Here is a 17,657-nt window from a genome sequence, read left to right on the forward strand (position 1 = left end):
CCCCCACCCTCCCCAAAAACTCCTTACCGGCCTGTTCTAAAAGTCCTTGTACACAGGCTGGCGGAAATTTTCGCTGACAAGACCCAAAGAAAGTTCAATGCCGACGTTGCGCTAGGGGGCGTTGGCCAGCGCCAGCTTGGCCGCTGCCGTGGGCTGGGCCGGAGCGGCCGGCGGGTCCGAAGGCCGGGCGGTCAGACGCATGGTGGTCTGGGCGTGACGCTCGATGTTGGCGGCGTAGTAGGCGGTCACGGAGAGCGCGCCGCCGGTGCGGGCCATGGTGACCAGCCCCCCTTCCCTGGCCCAGGCCTGACCGGCCGTGCCCATGGCCGAAGGCGGTCCGAACCGGGCGGTCAGATGGCGGCGCATGGCTGTTTCGTAACCGTCGATCTTGTCGGTGAAACGCAGATTGAGAGTGAGCAGACTGCCGGCGACCTCGGAAAAAACCGCCGCCCCGGCAATGGGCCCGGCCTGGACCGGCGATTTCCGGTCGGCGCGGGAAAAGGCGTAGGTGACGAGTTGGCCGGGAAGGTTCGCCGCCACGGCGCAACACTCCCGGCTGCGTTCCCGAATGAAGGCGGCCACGGCTTCCCGTTCGCCGACCGGGCCGGACAGCGGGAAGGCGAAATTGCAGCTCTCGCCATGGCCGCGCCCCAGGCGAAACTGCTTGTCGGCCAGCTTGTGGGCCAGGGTCCGGGGCGTTTCCCCGGCGCTGATATCGTAAAACGAAAACCCCGCCGGCTCCTTTGGCGCGGTGGTGAAGCGCACGTCGCGCGAGACCTTGGCCCGCAGCCGGTAACCGGGAGCCTGGGGGGCGGCGTCGGCCAGCGGCGGCATCGTCACCACCGGCAGCGCCGGCCCACGGCGGCCAAGCTCCTCGTAGACGAACGCCCCGGCGATCAGCACAAAGGCCGTGCCCGTAAAAAGCACGGCCACCACGTACTTGAGCAGTCCCAGCCGGTCCAGGGCCTCGATAAAGGCCATGCGTTCGCGTTTTGTCATGCCGCTTCCCCCACCGGCGCGCCGCAAGCCGGCGGCCGTTGCCCTCCTATCGGACGGCCTCGGCTGGGACAATAGGGGCGGGCAGGCCTAAAACGTGAAGCGTAACCGCGCCGCGCCGCCGGGACCGCCGCCGGTGTCGTATTCCTTGAGGCGCGAACCGCTCTCCCGGTAAAAGGTCATCGTCCCCGGCAGGGCGTAGAGCGCCCCGAGACTGACGGACAATCCCTGGTACGGCCATAAATCCAGCCAGGTTCCGACCCGGGCCTCCAGCAGCGAAACGAATCCGCCGCCCGCCACGGGATTGTCTTCGGCCAGTTTGTACTCACCGCCGTCCATGGCCCCCGTGACGCGAAGCCCCCACCACTTCCCGCCGCGCCAAGCCACCTCGGTCCGCGGAAATCCAAGATCGACGGAGAGATCAGGCAGGGCCGGGGAGGCATAGCGCACCGTGGCCAACGGGAAAAACCGCGTCGTGATTTTGGAAACGGAAACCCCGCCTCCCACGGTCAGCAACCAGTACTCGCCAAGGGGAACACTGGCGCCGGCCAGGATCGACCCGGCCAGGGCCCCCGCGAAATCGCGCTCGAATCCGAGATTTCCCCGCACCCCGACGAACCCGCCGATCGATCCCCACAGCCCACCCCTGACGGTCAGGCCCGCCTCCAATGCGTGCAGGGCGTCAAAAGGCGCCTGACCGCCGAAAGGCAGCCGGCCGGCCCGGGAAAAATCATACCACGTGCCCGTATACCCCATGTCGAAACCCAGCCGTCCCGTGTCGTAGGAGAGCGTCGCCGCCTCGCGCCAGGCGGCCATCCTCGCCTTTGACACCGTGACCGGCGCCACATAGCTTCCTTCGCTTGTCGCGCTGCAGGCGGATTTGCCGGCGTCCCGCCGACCGCCATGATCGGCCTCCTCCATGGTCTCCAGGTCCTGCGTTACCAGCACGCCGGCATCGTCATCCGCCCAGGCCTCGCCCAGATACGCCAGCAACAGGGCCGCCGCCAAAAGCGCAAAACCAAACACCCAAGGCACAACGCCCTGCCAGCCCCTCGACACGCCGCCGCCTTTTCCGCTTCGTCCGTGGTCCATGATCGTCTCCTCGTGTGTTAGCGGCCCGTGGCCGCGTCCGCTCCGGGCAGTCCGCCCGCGTCCGGAGCCCGGCTTCCTGGAGTTGTTCCGGCCATAGTCACCTTTCGGTGACATATGGTTCAAAAAAAAAGCCCCTAGCCTTCGCCGAACACCGCCCGAATGATCCGGGCCAGCATGGCTTCGATGCGCTCCCAGCTTTCCGCGGCGTCCAACGCAAGGCCGGCGAACGTTTTTTCCTGCCGCGCCCGCACGGCCAGGTGGTTGATGGCCGCGCCGATCACGGCGTTGAACGCCTCGACGTCAAAGCCCACGGGCTGGTCATTTGCCACAAGCTCCATGAGCCGCGTCCCTGTCATGGCCCGCACGTTGTCCAGGGCCGCCGTCAATTCGTTTTGCTCAAGAAAGCGCCAGGCCAGGATTTCCTGGGTCATGGGCCGGTTGCGTATCCCGCGCAAATAGTTGCGCGACGCTGTGACCACGCGCTCGGCGTACGGAAGGGCCAGAAACGCCCCCTCGTCGCCGCCGATGAGCTCGTCAAGGCTCGGCCAGAAGTCCCCATCGTGGGAGAAGGCGGCGACAAGACCGGGCAATCCACCGAAATAGCGGTATATAAGCACCTTATCCACGCCGGCTTCGCGGGCCACCGTGTTGATGCCGACCGCCGTGAACCCCTGCCGGGCCAGAACCCGGCCCACGGCCTCCCGCAGCCGCTTCTTGGTGGCTTCCCTGTTCCTGGGTCTTTCGCTTGCGGCATGGAGCTCGGCAGACATGTCCATTTCCCCCGCCAAATCCATAGTCACCAAGAGGTGACATTGTCAACGGGAATTACCCCGTAGCGGGAAACCGCAAGGACAGCCCTCCCCGCCCTCATGCCGGAACGCGGGGACAGGTGTCCTTGCGGCCCGCCCCATGACGCGACAGCACCTTCCCGAAGACAACGAAGGCGAATGCCGGATTTTTCTGAATAACGCCTGTGCGTTTCAGGAAACGCGCGCCAAGCCCGCGTCAGTTCCCGGGCTCCCGCCCATGGCGGGCGGCGAGGCAGGCGGCCACGGCGGCGGCGGTGGCTTCGTTGAGTTCCGGCAGGCTGGTGCGGTTGTTGAAATCGCCGAGATGCGGGCCGGTGACGAGTTCCACGTCGGCCGCGCCCCGGGCGTGCGCCCGGGCCGCTTCCGGGGTGAGGCCCCGGGAGGTGAGAAATTTCACGAACGCGGCGTCGGTCATGGCCTCCTGGTCGGCCACGCGCAAAAGTTCGGTCATGTGGCGGTCCACGCCCATCTCCTCCACCATGCGCCGGGCCAGGTCGCGGGCGTCGAAAGGCGGCGCGGCCGTGGTGCCGACAAACCCTTCGTGGTAGGCGGTAAAGATCGTTTCGACGATCCGGGCAAGGGCCGCCTCGTCGAAAAGATGCCTGGCATCGGCCGGCGCGCCGTCCGGCATCAGGCCGACAAGGCCGGGGTCGCGTTGGCGGAAGGCGCTGCCGGCGACAAGCAGCAGGCTTATGAAATGATTCCCCAGGTGCCGGTAGAGTTTTCCCGGCGCGCCGGGCAGGCACACGAGGTGTTCGAAGTCGCGCAGGCCAGAGACGCCGAAATTGGGGTGCCGCGACGAGGCGAGCCAGCGGTCCAGCCGGCCGGGAAGCCGCCAGTCGTAGACCCCGGCGTCCTCGCGGCGCTCGCGTTGCACCCGGTTGTGGAAAAGCGGGATGGCCGCCTCGTGCACGACGCCCTGGCCGGCCAGCCAGCCCAGGAGCAAGGCGGCCCGGCCCAGGGTGGCGCGAAGCGCCTCCCCGTCGAAGCCCTCCGGGCACGGGTCGTTGGGATAGCGGAAATAGTCCTCCCGGGCTACGTAGGCCAGGCAGCGGCCCTGCCGGTCGCGGCCGGGGAGGTCCGGGAGCGCCTCGGCGACGGCCCAAAGCATGGCCTCGCCGTCCCGAAACGGGGCCGGCACGTGGCAGGGCGCGGGAAAGTCCATGGCCGCGCACCGCTCCATCCAGGCCCCTTCCAGGGCCAGCCCCACCGGGTCCTCGCCGTGGCGCAGGCACTTGACCACCACCAGCCGACCGGGGCGGCGGGCAGGCGCAACGAGGCTGCGGCCGGCGCGGCGGGGTTTGGCGGCGGGATCGGCTCCGGCCCGGGCCAGCAGGGTGGCCAGGGGCACCGGCCGGGCGGCCTGATCGGCAACGGGAGGTTCGGGCGGGACAATGCCGGCCAGAGGCAGGCCGCCCACGGCCTCGGCAGCGGCCAGGCGCGGCTTTCCAGGCGTGGCCAGGGCGGCGGTCAGAGCCCGGCGGGCGGACGCGGCCTGCTCCGGCGCGCCGCCGGCAAGCAGCCTGACCAGAATCCCGGCCGCGTCGCGGTAGAGGATACGGGCCTGGGTCTGGCGGGCATGGTCGTTTCGGACAAGGAGCCCGGTCAACGCGTCCACCACGGCCGGGGTGACGGCCAGGGGATCGCGGTCGGCCAGATCGGCCACGCGGCGCGCGGCCAGCCAGGCGGCGGTGAAATCCCCGTCCAGACCGAAGGCCGCAAAGCCCGGGTCGGTCAAGACGGCAGGACCTTCCGCAGCCGGCACATCAGCGCGCCCAGCTCGTATTCGTCCAGCGGTTTGGGAACAAAGGCGAAAGGGGATGTTTCGGCGGCGCGCTGGCGCGTCTGGGCGTCCACGTAGGCCGAGACGAACACCACCGGCACATCGGAATCGGCGCGGATGGCCCGGGCCGTCTCGATGCCGTCCATATCGCCATCCAGGCGGATATCCATGAGGACGAGGTCGGGGTTGTAGCGGCGAAAGGCTTCCAGCGCCGCCGCGCCCGACCCGACCGAGGCGGCCACCTGATGGCCCAGCCGTTTGAGCATGGCTCCGGTGGCCATGGCGGTTATGGCTTCATCTTCCACGATCATCACGCGCGCGGGCGTCATGTGGCCTCCCTGCGCCTTATTCCGAAGGCGAGTATGTGCCCTAACTTCATGTGTCCGACGCGGCCTTTTGTCAATGCGGGAAGGACGAAAAGAAGGCCCGCCGCTTGCGCGACGGGCCGTGTGCCTGCGTACCGGGAAAAAGGGCGCTCAGGCGTCCATGTCGATCAGGGAATTCCAGTCCGCCGAAAACTTGGCCATACCCGCGTCCGTGAGGGGATGGGCGATGCGGTAGTCCTGCCAGTGGGCGTCCAGGTTCAGGGGCTCAAAGGGGATGGGGGCAAGCCCGGCCGGTTCGTAGACGTAGGCCGGGCCGGGGATGGGCAGGCCGGCCTCGGCCCAGTCCATGAGGATCTTGTAGGGCGCGGTGATGATGTCGCTGCCGACGGCCAGGGCGCACAGAAAATGCTCCATGGAACGGACGCTGGCCGTGAGCACTTCCACGTGGGCGTCGCCGGCCCCGTACATGCGCAGGATGTTCTTGATGAGTTCCATACCGTTTTCGCCACGGTCGTCGAGACGGCCGATAAAGGGCGAGAGGAAAACGGCCCCGCGCGCCGCCCCCTTTGTGGCGGCATACACCGCCGCGGCCTGGGCCTGGCTGAAGACCAGGGTCATGTTGACGCGCCGGCCCTCGCCGGTGAGCACGTTGGCCGCCTCGAGGCCGGCCGTGGTCGTCGGCAGCTTGATGTGGGCGTTGGGAATCCAGGTGTCGAACTCCCTCGCCTGCTCCAACATGGCGGGAACCGGCGTCGTCTCGTCGGCGTAGACCTCGATGGACACCGATCCCTCGGGCAAAAGTCCCGAAAGTTCCTGGCACAGTTCCTTGTAGAACTGGTAAATGGCCGTGGCGCTGAACTTGTTGCCCTGGGTCTTGTGGGCCTGGGCCTCGGGATTTTTGGCCAAAAGGCTCGGGTTGGTGGTCTGGCCGTCCAGGAATCCCAGGGCCTTTATGACCTGCCGGGTTTCCTCGGGGTCGGCTCCGTCCAGAAAAATGCGCGTTTTCAGGCTTTCAGGTCGCATGGTCCCCTCACAGCAGAGTTTTTGACGGGTTAGGCGATGCCGTCGCGGGAACGGCCGGCTCCGTTTCGGAGCTTCTCGGCTGAACTTAAACACCGTTTGCCGGAAAAAGGCAAACCGGGACGGGCCGATCAGCGCTTTTCCACCGCCCGGACACCACGCCGGGGTTTCGCCGGCGCAAAAAGATGGTATGCGTCGGGCATGAATACGCCAAGCACCTTCAGTCCCGAGGATACGGCCGGCTTCAAGCGGGCCGCCGCGGCCCATGCCGCCGCCATGGTCGAACCGGGCATGGCCGTGGGCATGGGGCACGGCTCCACGGCCGTGGCCGCCGTCCCCTTTCTGGCCGAGCGTGCCGAACGGGGCGAGTTGCCCGGCACGTTCTTCGTGCCGGCGGCCCATTTCATGGCCGAGGCCCTGCGCCGCACCGGCCTGCCCGTGGCCGGCCTCGACGACGCCCCGACCCTGGATATCACCATCGACGGGGCCGACGAGATCGACCCGGTCGGCAACTGCATCAAAGGCGGCGGCGGCGCGCTGCTCTACGAAAAGATCCTGGGACAGGCGGCGCAACGTCTCGTCATCGTAGCCGACGTGGGCAAGCTCTCGCCACGCCTGTGCGCGCGCCACGCCCTGCCGGTGGAGATCACGCCCTTCGCCCTGGCCAGCGAACTGCGCTTCCTGCGCCAGATCGGCGGCAACCCGACCCTGCGCCTGCGCCCGGACGGCGACCCCATGCGCACCGAACGCGGCAACGTCATCGCGGATTGCGCCTTCGACCCGCTTCAAGACCCGGCTGCCCTGGCGACAAGCCTCGACGCCCGGGCCGGCGTGGCCGGACACGGCCTCTTCGTCGGCCTGGCCTCGCTCATCGTGGTGGCCGGCCCGGACGGCGTCCGGGAACTCGCTGTTGGAGGATAACGGAACCGGGGGGAAACTTTTTTGAAAAAAAGTTTCCCCCCGGACCCCCTTTCAAAAAACTTTTAACGGTTACGGCATGTTGCCATTGCTCCGCCCATGACCGTTAAAAGTTTTGGGGAGGGGAGAGCGCGAGAGGGGAACCCTTTTTTCAAAAAGGGTTCCCCTCTCGCACATCTTCCTGCTCTCCCTCTCTCCTAAAACTCTTTGGCCACAAATTCCCGAATGGCGTCGCGGACGCGGCGGTAGTGATCGAGGGCTTCTTCTTCGGAGGCCGCGCCGGCGGCCAGGGCGGGCGGGTCGTCGAAGCCGACGTGGCGCTTTTCGACGGTCCCGGGGAAGAAGGGGCAGGTGTCGTGGGCCGCGCCGCAGAGGGTGATCACGGCGTCGAAAGTCACGTCCGGCGGCAGGTCGGTGACCAGCTTGGACGTCTGGCCCGAGATGTCCACCCCGGCTTCGGCCATGACGGCCACGGCCCTGGGGTCGAGACCGTGGCGCTCCACGCCGGCCGAATACGGGGTGAGGACGTCGGCCTTGAGCGCCCGGGCGAAGCCCTCGGCCATCTGGCTGCGACAGGCGTTGCCGGTGCACAGAAAAAGGATGTTTTTTTTCGGGCTCACGCCTTCTTCCCGCCTTCCCAGGTGTCCCCGGGGCGCTTGTTCCCCTCGGCCATTATCTGTGCGGCCAGGGAACGCATGCGCTCACGAATGCTGTCGCGGATGGCGCGCACCGCGGCCAGCTTTTCCTCTTCGGTTCCCTCCGCCTTGGCCGGGTCGGGAAACGGCAGGTGCAGCCGGTGGGTGACGCCCGGAAACACCGGGCACTGGCCTTCGAGGGATTCCTCGCACACCGTGACCACATAATCGAAGAGCAGGCCGTCGCGGTAGAGGTCGAAGACCTTGCGCGTGCCCTTCCCGGACAGGTCGATCCCCTCCTCGGCCATGACCGTGACCACAAGGGGGTTGACGCTGGTGGGATCAAGGCCGGCGCTTGTCACCTCGACCGCCTCACCGCAGAATTTTTCAAGATACGCCTCGGCCATCTGGCTCCTGGCGCTGTTGTGCACACAGATGAAAAGGACCCGCATGGTGATCGCCCTCCCGGGAAATAGCGTTGTCTCCTTCCCTAAAGAAGGCCGGTGACGATCCGGTGACGCGGCGGGAATCCGGGCCGAACGGACAGACGCCGGCCGGCCCGGGTACGCCGCGTGCTACTTCTGCAGCGCCTTCTTGGCCGCGTCGTAGTCCTTGGTCAGCTTGTCCATGGCCGCGTCGAAGCTCGCCTTGACGTCCTTGGCGGCATCCTGGTCGGCCGCCTTGAGGGCGTCGAGCTTGGCCCCTGCGTCCGCCCGTTCGGCCTTGAGCGCATCCAGCTTCTGTTGGGCGTCGGCCTTGGCCTGGTCGGTCAGGGTCGCCGTCCTGGCCGAAAGCGCGTCGAGCTCCTTGTCCATGGCCGCCAGCCGCGCTGCGGCGTCCGTGCGCAGCTTGTCCAGCTGATCTTTGGTGTAGGCGGCCGTGGTTGCGGCGGCCTTGGACACGTCGGCCTTGACATCCTGGGCGGTGGGCGTGGCGGTTTTCTGTTCGGCCTTTTTCTCGTCGGACTTGCCGCATCCGGCCGCCAACATCAGGACCAGGGCCAGGGGCAAAGCCAGGGTCGCCAGTATTCTCTGCATAGGATCCTCCTTGGGTTGCGTCCGTGCTCACGCACAGTTTGTCACTAACGGTAGCATATCGTGGCCAGGGCGCAACCCGGGCGGGCACATTGCGCTTCATCATTATATAAGGTGACGTCCGCGGGTCGCTCTGACCGTCCCGTATCGTTTCATCCCCGCCTCCCCGTGTTGGGACATATTTTATTATCATACTAAAATAATTATAGTTTTTTTAAAAGATGCTTGTGCCATTTGGGACAAGTCGCCCCATTACTCGCGGCTGTTACCTTTTTACTCAATCGTCGTCGCTGGGTGGGACAACTTGTCCATGATGCGCCAACCCCCGGAAATGGCCGTTTTTTACCCACACAAATCCTTCTGGGGCGCAATGACACAACGCCACGAGCGCCCCATCCGGACAGGTCAGTCCCGTCCGGCCAAAGCTTTATTTTTTAATACACTGAATTCATTTACTATTTAAAATGGCCCGGGATTTGCTTATTAGGGGCAGCGTTTACCCAAAAGCCGCAAGGAAATCAGGTTTGGGGTCCGTTCGCAAAACCATAACCTTAACCCAAGTGAGGTTGGCACCATGGCAGTTCGCGAGCAAGTTTACGGTTTCTTCATTCCCAGCGTGACCCTCATCGGCATCGGCGCCGCCAAGCAGATCCCTGAGAAGATCAAGGCTCTGGGCGGTACCAAGCCGCTTATCGTCACGGACAAGGGCGTGGTGAAAGTCGGTATCTGCAAAATGATCACCGACCTGCTCGACGCCGCCGGCATGAAGTATCATGTCTACGACGAGACCATCCCCAACCCCACTGACGCGAATGTCCACAAGGGCGTCGACGTCTACAAGAAAGAGGGTTGCGATAGCCTTATCACCCTGGGCGGCGGTTCCTCCCACGACTGTGGCAAGGGCATCGGCCTTGTCATCTCCAACGGCGGCAAGATCCATGATTTCGAAGGCGTGGACAAGTCCTCCAAGCCCTTCATGCCCTATCTGGCCGTCAACACCACGGCCGGCACGGGCTCTGAAATGACCCGTTTCTGCATCATCACCGACCTGTCCCGCCACGTGAAGATGGCCATCGTTGACTGGCGCGTCACCCCGCACATCGCCATCGACGACCCGGTCCTCATGGTCGGCATGCCCCCGGCGCTGACCGCCGCCACCGGCATGGACGCCCTGACCCACGCCGTCGAGGCCTTCGTGTCCACCATCGCCAACCCGATGACCGACGCCTGCGCCGTCGAGGCCATCAAGTTGATCTTCAAGTACCTGCGCAAGGCCGTGGCCAACGGTCAGGACATGGAAGCCCGCGAAGCCATGTGTTTCGCCGAGTACCTGGCCGGCATGGCGTTCAACAACGCCAGCCTCGGTCACGTCCACGCCATGGCCCACCAGCTGGGCGGCTTCTACGACCTGCCGCACGGCGAATGCAACGCCATCCTCCTGCCCCATGTCGAAAGCTTCAACCTGATCGCCAAGGTCGAGAAGTTCGCCGAAATGGCCAAGATCATGGGCGAGAACATCGAAGGCATGGCTCCGCGCGACGCCGCCGAACTGGCCCTCAAGGCCATCCGTCAGCTGTCCGCCGACGTCGGCATCCCGACCGGCCTGATCGAGCTCGGCAAGCGTTATGGCAAGGAAGTCAAGGCCTCCGACATCCCGACCATGACCGGCAACGCCCAGAAGGACGCCTGCGGTCTGACCAACCCGCGCTGCCCGACCGACAAGGACGTGACCGCCATCTACACGGCCGCCCTGTAATCACGGGACCAACGTGTCAAAGGGGGCCTTCGGGCCCCCTTTGAGCATCAGGACCATGGGGGGGCTGTGCCCCCCGACCGCCAGCCGCCATCGGGGGCGTTGGCAGACGTCTCCGATAGCGGTCTTTCACCTGCCTCCGCCCTTGCTGCCGCGATGCCAAACGGGTGGAAACGGACGTGTTTTTCGACCGACGCGGGTCGGAGCCAGACCCGAAACGCGTCCTGAATTGAGTCTTTTTTTTACACATTTGTTCCTCTGTGATACAAAGAAACGCCGCAAAGAGCTGGACACTTACTAAGTATCTATTTGAAATTATTAAGCCTTAATCCTCCAGGCGCGACACCCGGTCCGGGGTGGCAAAGCAAAGACCGCCATGCTATCCACACCGGACTGCGGTCGTCGTGTCCGCCGCTACCAGGGCCTTGGGCGAACCGCTTGCGATAGATCCGTTTCTTTCACGTCAACCGGATAGGATTGGATTGTATGCAGACCATCAATCTCACCTGCGACTACGACGGCGATTTCGTTGCCAGGGTGGAGGAAGAGTCCGGTCAGAACGTCAGCCTGTGCTACCAATGCGGCAATTGCACAGCTGGCTGCCCGTACACCTTCGCCTACGACATCCCCGTCAGCCAGATCATGCGCTTGGTTCAGATCGGTCAGAAAAAGACCGTGCTGTCGAGCAAGTCCATCTGGCTATGCGCCACATGTGAATCGTGCACCACGCGCTGCCCCAACAACATCGACGTGGCCTGCGTCATGGACGTCCTGCGCCACATGGCCCGCCGGGAAGGCCTGGCCGCCGTACCCCAGGTCAAGACCTTCTGGGATTCCTTCCTGGATTCGGTCAAGGCCCACGGCCGCGTCTTCGAGCTGGGGCTGACCATCAACTACGTGATGCGCACGGGACGCTTCTGGACGGATCTTGACCTCGGGCCCAAAATCTTCCCCAAGGGCAAGCTCGCCATGAGGCCCCACGATATCGCGGGCAAGGAGCACGTGTCCCGGATTTTCGAGCGCTTCGAGAGGGAGTCGAATTCATGAGCGAAGCCATTGCCTACTACCCCGGCTGTTCGGGCCTCGGCACGTCCAAGGAATACGACGCCTCGACAAGGGCCGTGTGCGAGGCCGTGGGGCTTTCCCTGGTCGACATCCCCGACTGGAGCTGCTGCGGTTCGACCCCGGCCCACACCAAGGACCACACCCTTTCCGCCGCCCTGTCGGCCCGAAACCTCCAGCTCGTGTCCGGCATGGGGCTCAAAGCCGCCACCACGCCCTGCCCGAGCTGCCTCACCAACCTGCGCACCGCCGCCCACCGCATGGAAAAGGCGGAGTTCGCCAAAAAAGTCAACAACCTCCTCGACGATCCCTATGACGGCGGGGTGGAGACCATTTCGGTGCTGCAGGCCCTCGTCGAGAACATCGGCCTGGAAGCCCTGGCCACCTACGTCCGCACGCCCTTAAAAGGCCTCAAGGTCGCCTGCTACTACGGCTGCATCATGAACCGTCCGCCCGAACTCATGGCCTTCGACGACAGCGAAAACCCCATGGCCATGGACAACATCCTGGCCGCCATGGGGGCCGACATCGTCCCCTTCCCGCTCAAGGTCGAGTGTTGCGGCGCCTCCTACGGCATCCCCCGCCAGGACATCGTGGCCAAACTCACCGGCAAGCTCCTGGACGCGGCCGTGTCCATCGGCGCGGACGTCATCGCCGTGGCCTGCCCGCTTTGCCAGATGAACCTGGATCTGCGGCAGGGGCAGGTCAACCGGGCCGGCGGCACCCACTTCCACATTCCGGTGGCCTATTACACCCAGCTTATGGGCGTGGCGCTCAATATCCCGGACGCGCAACTCGGCTTCGACAAGCTGACCATCGACCCCCGGCCCATCCTCAATAAGGCGCTGGCGGGCGCGAGCTAACAGGCGAGGGAGCACAGCCAATGCGAATCGGCGTTTTTATCTGCCACTGCGGCAGCAACATCGAAGGCACGGTGGACACGGCCACCGTGGCCAAGACCTCCCTGGAATTTCCCGAGGTCGTCTATGCCACGGACACCATGTACGCCTGTTCGGAGCCTGGGCAGGGCGGCATCATCCAGGCCATAAAAGAAAAAAACCTCACCGGCGTGGTGGTGGCCTCCTGCACCCCCCGCATGCACGAGCCCACCTTCCGCCGGGCCGTGGAGCGCGCCGGCTTAAACCGCTACATGTTCGAGATGGCCAACATCCGGGAGCATGTCTCCTGGATCGGCAAGGACCGCGAGGCCAACACCAACAAGGCCGTCGACCTGGTGCGCATCGCGGTGGAGAAGCTGCGGCGCGACGCGCCGCTGTCCCCGAGCAAGTTCTCCATCAACAAGCGGGTGATGGTCATCGGCGGCGGCGTGGCCGGCATCCAGGCGGCGCTCGACTGCGCCGACGGCGGTTTGGAAGTCGTTTTGGTGGAGCGCGAATCCACCATCGGCGGCAAGATGGCCAAGCTCGACAAGACCTTCCCCACGGTCGACTGTTCGAGCTGCATCCTCGGCCCCAAGATGGTGGACGTGTCCCAGCACCCCAACATCACCCTGCACGCCTATTCGGAAGTGGATTCCATCGGCGGCTACGTGGGCAACTTCCAGGTCCAGGTGAAGAAAAAAGCCACCTACGTGGACTGGGAACTGTGCACGGGCTGCGGCGCCTGCACCGAGAAGTGTCCGAGCAAGAAAAACCCGGACCACTTCAACGAAAATATCGGGCCCACCACCTCGATCAACATCGCCTTCCCCCAGGCCATCCCCAAAAAGGCCGTGATCGACCCCACCACCTGCCGCCAGTTCGTCAAGGGCAAGTGCGGCGTGTGCGCCAAGGTCTGTCCGACCGGGGCCATCAAGTACGATATGCAGGATGAGATCGTGACCGAGGACGTCGGCGCCATCGTGGCCGCCACAGGCTACGACCTCTTCGACATCTCCAAGGTCACGGAATACGGCGGCGGGCGCTACCCCGACGTCATCACCGGCCTGCAGTACGAGCGCCTGCTTTCCGCCTCCGGCCCGACCGGCGGCCACGTCAAGCGCCCCTCGGACGGCAAGGAGCCGAAGACCGTGGTCTTCATCCAGTGCGTGGGCTCGCGCGACAAGTCGCTCGACCGCCCCTACTGCTCCGGCTTTTGCTGCATGTACACGGCCAAGCAGGCGATCCTGACCAAGGACCACATCCCGGACTCCCAGTCCTATGTCTTCTACATGGACATCCGCGCCCCCGGCAAGATGTACGACGAGTTCACCCGCCGGGCCATGGAGGAGTACGGGGCGCGCTACATCCGGGGCCGCGTGGCCATGGTCTACCCCAAAAACGGCAAGATGATCGTGCGCGGGGCGGATACGCTGGCCGGCACCCAGGTCGAGGTCGAAGCCGACCTGGTGGTCCTGGCCGCCGGGGCCGAGGCCGCCAAGGGCGCGCCGCAGCTGGCCGAGAAACTGCGCATCTCCTACGACAAATACGGCTTCTTCATGGAAAGCCACGTGAAGCTCAAGCCCGTCGAGACCAATACCGCCGGCGTGTATCTGGCCGGCTCCTGCCAGGGTCCCAAGGACATTCCCCAGTCCGTGAGCCAGGGCAGCGCCGCCGCGGCCAAGGTGCTGGCGCTTTTCTCCAAGGACATGCTCGAAAGCGACCCGCAGATCTCCCACGTGGACATCAAGCGTTGCGTGGGCTGCGGCAAGTGCATCCTGACCTGCCCCTTCAAGGCCATCAAGGAAGTGGAATTCCGCGGCCAGAAGAAGGCCGAGGTCATCGAGACGGTGTGCCAGGGTTGCGGCCTTTGCACCTCGACCTGTCCCCAGGGCGCCATCCAACTCTCCCACTTCACGGACAACGAAATCCTCGCGGAGGTCAACGCCTTATGCCAGTCCTGACCGGCAAGGAACTGCGAATCGTCGGATTCCTGTGCAACTGGTGCTCCTACGGGGGCGCGGACACGGCGGGCGTCGGTCGGTTTACCCAGCCCACGGACCTGCGCATCATCCGCGTGCCCTGCTCCGGACGCATCGATCCGCTCTTTATCGCCAAAACGCTTTTAAACGGCGCCGACGGCGTGCTTGTCTCCGGCTGCCACCCGCGCGACTGCCACTACGCCGAGGGCAACTTCTACGCCCGCCGGCGTCTGGAGGTCCTCAAGCGCTTCCTGCCCATCCTCGGCATCGACCCGGGCCGGTTCGACTACACCTGGGTTTCGGCCTCGGAGGGCCAGCGCTGGCAGAAGGTGGTGACGGTATTTACCGAACAGATTCACGCCCTGGGACCCGCGCCGCGCTACGAGGCCGTGTCCGCGGACATGCTCGCCAAGGCGGCCGGGGCGCTTGGCCAAGGAGGCAACCGTGTCGCGGCTTGAGGAACTCAAAGCACGCATCAAGGAGGCCCTGCCCGGCCTTGAGTGCGTCATCGGTTGGCAGAAAGGCTACGACCCCCTGCACAACACGCCGCTTTTCATCAGAAACGAAGCGGATGTGGACAAGCTCGAATGGGGGCCGCTCAACGTCCACAACCCGGCCGTCTATCTGCCCAGCTTCAAGGGCAAGAAAGTCGGCATCGTGGTCAAGGGCTGCGATTCCCGCTCCGTCGTGGAACTGCTCCAGGAAAACCTCATCGACCGCGCCGAGGTCGTCATCTTCGGCCTGCCCTGCGAAGGCGTGATCGACCTGTCCAAGGTCAAGGCCAGGATCGCCGACGCAGGCGCGGCCGCCGGCACGGTCACGGACGTGACCACCGACGGCGCCACCGTGTCCGTCACCGCCGGCGGCAAGACCGTCTCCATGCCGCTGACCGAGGTCCGGGCCGACAAGTGCGGCCGCTGCCAGTTCCCCAACGCGGTGCTGGCCGACACGTTCCTTGGCGATCCCATCGCTCCGACCACGCCGGCCACGCCCGTGGACGCCGACCTGGCCGCCCTGGACACCATGAGCGTGCCCGAGCGCATGGCCTTCTGGCGTTTCCAGATGGACCGCTGCATCCGCTGCTACGCCTGTCGCAACGCCTGCCCCATGTGCGTGTGCCGCGACCACTGCATCGCCCAGAGCCGCGAACCCCACTGGCTGACCCAGGAAGACACGGCCACCGAGAAGCTCACGTTCCAGGTGGTCCATGCCATGCACCTGGCCGGTCGCTGCACCGAGTGCGGCGAGTGCCAGCGGGCCTGCCCCATGGACATCCCCATTCTGGCGCTCAAAAAGCATCTCAACCGGACCATCCACGACCTGTTCGGCTACCAGGCCGGCACCGATCCCCAGGCGATTCCGCCGCTTCTGCAGTTCAAGGTCGAGGAAGACAACATCAAGGAGCGAGACTGGTAATGGCCGCTTTAAAATATATCACGAGCGACAAGCTCCCTGAGTGGCTCGGCGCCCTGGCCGCCAAAAGCCGGGTGCTCGTTCCGGTCGCGGAAGGCGGCAGCGTGGTGTTCCGGCCCTATGACGGGACCAAGACCCCAGTCTTCGATTCCGACGCCACGGCCCCGCCCAAGTCCTCCATCTTTCCGGCCTGCCAGGAACTGTTCCATTACGAACAGGGCAAGGACGCGGAAGATCCGGGCAAGCCCACCCTGAAACTCATCGCGGACACCACGGCCGAACCCACGGTGGTCTTCGGCTGCAAGCCCTGCGGCGCGCGCGGATTCCTCATCTTCGACCGCGTCTACATGGGCAAGAAGTTCCCCGATCCCTATTACATCGCCGCGCGCGAGGCCACGACCTTCGTCACCATGGCCTGCGCCAAGACGGAAAACACCTGCTTTTGCCACTGGGTGGGCTCGGGCCCGGCCGACACCAACGGTTCGGACGTGCTCCTGACCCCGGTGGCCGGCGGCTACACCGTCGAGGCGGTGACCCCCAAGGGCGAGGCGCTGCTTGCGAGCCCGGCGCTGACCGACGGCGCGGCCAAGGCCGACGAGGCCGAAGCGGTCAAGGCCGGCACGCGCGCGGCCCTGGGCGAGGCTCCGGACATCGCAAGCGCCCCCCAGGCCCTGCTCGACGCCTTCGACGACCTGCCCTTCTGGCAGGCCCAGTCGGACAAGTGCATCAGCTGCGGCGCCTGCACCTACCTGTGCCCGACCTGCTACTGCTTCACCATCACCGACGAACCCGCCGGCATGAAGGGACGCCGCATGCGTTCCTGGGACGCCTGCATGCACTTCCAGTTCACCCTGGAAGCCTCGGGGCACAACCCGCGACCGACCAAGGCGCACCGCTTGAAAAACCGGGTCGGCCACAAGTTCAGCTACTATCCGACCCTGCATGAAGGGCTCATCGCCTGCTGCGGCTGCGGTCGTTGCATCAAGAGCTGCCCGGTCTCCGTGGACATCCGCGAGATCGTGCAAAATGCCGTGGCCAGGGCCAAAGGCTAGAGGGCAAGACTATGACCGATCCGTTCAATCCCTATCTGCCGGAAGTGGCGACCATCCTGGAGACCATCCAGGAGACGCACAACATCAAGACCTTCCGGGTGCGCTTCGACGACGAGGCCAAGATGGCCGCGTTTACGTTCGAGCCCGGCCAGGTGGGCCAGCTGTCCGCCCCGGGCATCGGCGAATCCACCTTTGTCATCAACTCGCCCCCCACCCGCATGGACTACCTGCAATTCTCGGTCATGCGGGCCGGCGAGGTGACCACCCGCCTGCACGGCCTGACCGCCGGCGACAAGGTGGGCGTGCGCGCCCCGCTCGGCAAGCCCTTTCCCTACGAGGACATGAAGGGCAAGGACATCGTGTTCGTCGGCGGCGGCATCGGCATGGCCCCGCTGCGCACCCTGTTCCTCTACATGCTCGACAACCGGGCCGATTACGGCAACATCACGCTGCTTTACGGCGCGCGCTCTCCGGCGGACATGGCCTTTTCCGCCGAGCTGCCGGAATGGACCAGCCGCGAGGACGTCAACACCACGCTCACCATCGACCGCGAGGCCGACGGCTGGGAGCACAAGGTGGGGCTCATCCCCAACGTGCTGCTCGAGATCGCGCCCAAGCCCGAGAACTGCGTGGCCGTCACCTGCGGCCCGCCGATCATGATCAAGTTCACCCTGGAAGCGCTCAAAAAGCTCGAGTTCGCCGACGAGCAGATCTTCACCACACTGGAAAAGCGGATGAAGTGCGGCATCGGCATCTGCGGCCGCTGCAACATCGGCACGAGCTACGTGTGCGTGGACGGTCCGGTGTACAGTTACGCCCAGCTCAAGGCCCTGCCCAACGAGTTGTAGCGTTACGGAGAAGGGGGGCCTCCGGCGGCCGGGGGGAAACTTTTTGTAAAAAGTTT

General features: G+C 65.2%; 18 protein-coding genes. 9 read left to right on the plus strand and 9 right to left on the minus strand.

Annotation, left to right across the window (positions count from 1 at the left end; all coding sequences use genetic code 11):
- Positions 1-111: 111 nt before the first annotated feature.
- From ACMZ6R_RS14600 to ACMZ6R_RS14625, 6 genes are all read right to left on the minus strand, one after another.
- Positions 112-999 carry a hypothetical protein gene (locus tag ACMZ6R_RS14600; protein WP_416112724.1) on the minus strand — a complete coding sequence of 296 codons (888 nt, stop codon included), beginning with the start codon at positions 997-999 and terminating at the stop codon, positions 112-114.
- Positions 1,000-1,086: 87 nt separating this feature from the next.
- Positions 1,087-2,088 (minus strand): hypothetical protein, encoded by a 1,002-nt coding sequence (locus ACMZ6R_RS14605; protein ID WP_416112726.1) that lies wholly within the window; start codon positions 2,086-2,088, stop codon positions 1,087-1,089.
- A gap of 134 nt (positions 2,089-2,222) precedes the next feature.
- Positions 2,223-2,858 (minus strand): TetR/AcrR family transcriptional regulator, encoded by a 636-nt coding sequence (locus ACMZ6R_RS14610; protein WP_416112728.1) that lies wholly within the window; start codon positions 2,856-2,858, stop codon positions 2,223-2,225.
- Between the two features lie 235 nt (positions 2,859-3,093).
- Entirely contained in the window at positions 3,094-4,635 is a 1,542-nt protein-coding gene (locus ACMZ6R_RS14615; protein ID WP_416112730.1) for a SidJ-related pseudokinase, read from the minus strand.
- Positions 4,632-5,009 (minus strand): response regulator, encoded by a 378-nt coding sequence (locus ACMZ6R_RS14620; RefSeq protein WP_416112732.1) that lies wholly within the window; start codon positions 5,007-5,009, stop codon positions 4,632-4,634. The genes ACMZ6R_RS14615 and ACMZ6R_RS14620 overlap by 4 nt, the downstream gene beginning before the upstream one ends.
- A gap of 147 nt (positions 5,010-5,156) precedes the next feature.
- Positions 5,157-6,029, minus strand: coding sequence for a transaldolase family protein (locus ACMZ6R_RS14625; RefSeq protein ID WP_416112734.1), 873 nt, complete (start codon positions 6,027-6,029; stop codon positions 5,157-5,159).
- A 198-nt stretch (positions 6,030-6,227) separates the two neighbouring features.
- Here ACMZ6R_RS14625 and rpiA point away from each other — a divergent pair, with 198 nt between their 5' ends.
- Positions 6,228-6,947 (plus strand): ribose-5-phosphate isomerase RpiA, encoded by a 720-nt coding sequence (rpiA, locus tag ACMZ6R_RS14630; protein WP_416112736.1) that lies wholly within the window; start codon positions 6,228-6,230, stop codon positions 6,945-6,947.
- A gap of 194 nt (positions 6,948-7,141) precedes the next feature.
- Here the strand turns inward: rpiA and ACMZ6R_RS14635 are convergent, their stop codons facing one another.
- The 3 genes from ACMZ6R_RS14635 to ACMZ6R_RS14645 form a co-directional block, all read right to left on the minus strand.
- Positions 7,142-7,564: an arsenate reductase ArsC gene (locus ACMZ6R_RS14635; protein ID WP_416112738.1), complete on the minus strand. Its 423-nt coding sequence runs from the start codon at positions 7,562-7,564 to the stop codon at positions 7,142-7,144.
- Complete coding sequence (locus tag ACMZ6R_RS14640; protein ID WP_416112740.1) at positions 7,561-8,031, minus strand: arsenate reductase ArsC; 471 nt, start codon at positions 8,029-8,031, stop codon at positions 7,561-7,563. The genes ACMZ6R_RS14635 and ACMZ6R_RS14640 overlap by 4 nt, the downstream gene beginning before the upstream one ends.
- Positions 8,032-8,154: 123 nt before the next feature.
- Positions 8,155-8,616 carry a hypothetical protein gene (locus tag ACMZ6R_RS14645; protein ID WP_416112742.1) on the minus strand — a complete coding sequence of 154 codons (462 nt, stop codon included), beginning with the start codon at positions 8,614-8,616 and terminating at the stop codon, positions 8,155-8,157.
- Positions 8,617-9,187: 571 nt separating this feature from the next.
- Between ACMZ6R_RS14645 and ACMZ6R_RS14650 the strand changes: the two genes are divergently transcribed.
- From ACMZ6R_RS14650 to ACMZ6R_RS14685, 8 genes are all read left to right on the plus strand, one after another.
- Positions 9,188-10,369: an iron-containing alcohol dehydrogenase gene (locus ACMZ6R_RS14650; RefSeq protein WP_416112744.1), complete on the plus strand. Its 1,182-nt coding sequence runs from the start codon at positions 9,188-9,190 to the stop codon at positions 10,367-10,369.
- A gap of 483 nt (positions 10,370-10,852) precedes the next feature.
- Positions 10,853-11,413, plus strand: coding sequence for a 4Fe-4S dicluster domain-containing protein (locus tag ACMZ6R_RS14655; RefSeq protein WP_416112746.1), 561 nt, complete (start codon positions 10,853-10,855; stop codon positions 11,411-11,413).
- Positions 11,410-12,291: a CoB--CoM heterodisulfide reductase iron-sulfur subunit B family protein gene (locus ACMZ6R_RS14660; protein ID WP_416112748.1), complete on the plus strand. Its 882-nt coding sequence runs from the start codon at positions 11,410-11,412 to the stop codon at positions 12,289-12,291. Before ACMZ6R_RS14655 ends, ACMZ6R_RS14660 begins: the two co-directional genes overlap by 4 nt.
- A gap of 20 nt (positions 12,292-12,311) precedes the next feature.
- Positions 12,312-14,270 (plus strand): 4Fe-4S binding protein, encoded by a 1,959-nt coding sequence (locus ACMZ6R_RS14665; protein WP_416112750.1) that lies wholly within the window; start codon positions 12,312-12,314, stop codon positions 14,268-14,270.
- Positions 14,258-14,746, plus strand: coding sequence for a hydrogenase iron-sulfur subunit (locus ACMZ6R_RS14670; protein ID WP_416112752.1), 489 nt, complete (start codon positions 14,258-14,260; stop codon positions 14,744-14,746). The genes ACMZ6R_RS14665 and ACMZ6R_RS14670 overlap by 13 nt, the downstream gene beginning before the upstream one ends.
- Positions 14,733-15,704 (plus strand): 4Fe-4S dicluster domain-containing protein, encoded by a 972-nt coding sequence (locus ACMZ6R_RS14675; RefSeq protein ID WP_416112754.1) that lies wholly within the window; start codon positions 14,733-14,735, stop codon positions 15,702-15,704. The genes ACMZ6R_RS14670 and ACMZ6R_RS14675 overlap by 14 nt, the downstream gene beginning before the upstream one ends.
- Positions 15,704-16,753, plus strand: a complete 1,050-nt coding sequence (locus ACMZ6R_RS14680) for a 4Fe-4S dicluster domain-containing protein (RefSeq protein WP_416112756.1) — start codon at positions 15,704-15,706, stop codon at positions 16,751-16,753. The genes ACMZ6R_RS14675 and ACMZ6R_RS14680 overlap by 1 nt, the downstream gene beginning before the upstream one ends.
- An 11-nt stretch (positions 16,754-16,764) precedes the next feature.
- A complete protein-coding gene (locus ACMZ6R_RS14685; protein WP_416112758.1) occupies positions 16,765-17,601 on the plus strand; it encodes an FAD/NAD(P)-binding protein in 837 nt (278 codons plus the stop codon).
- Positions 17,602-17,657 lie beyond the last annotated feature (56 nt).

The organism is Solidesulfovibrio sp. C21 (genome assembly GCF_047785625.1).
Taxonomy (GTDB): Bacteria; Desulfobacterota; Desulfovibrionia; order Desulfovibrionales; family Desulfovibrionaceae; genus Solidesulfovibrio.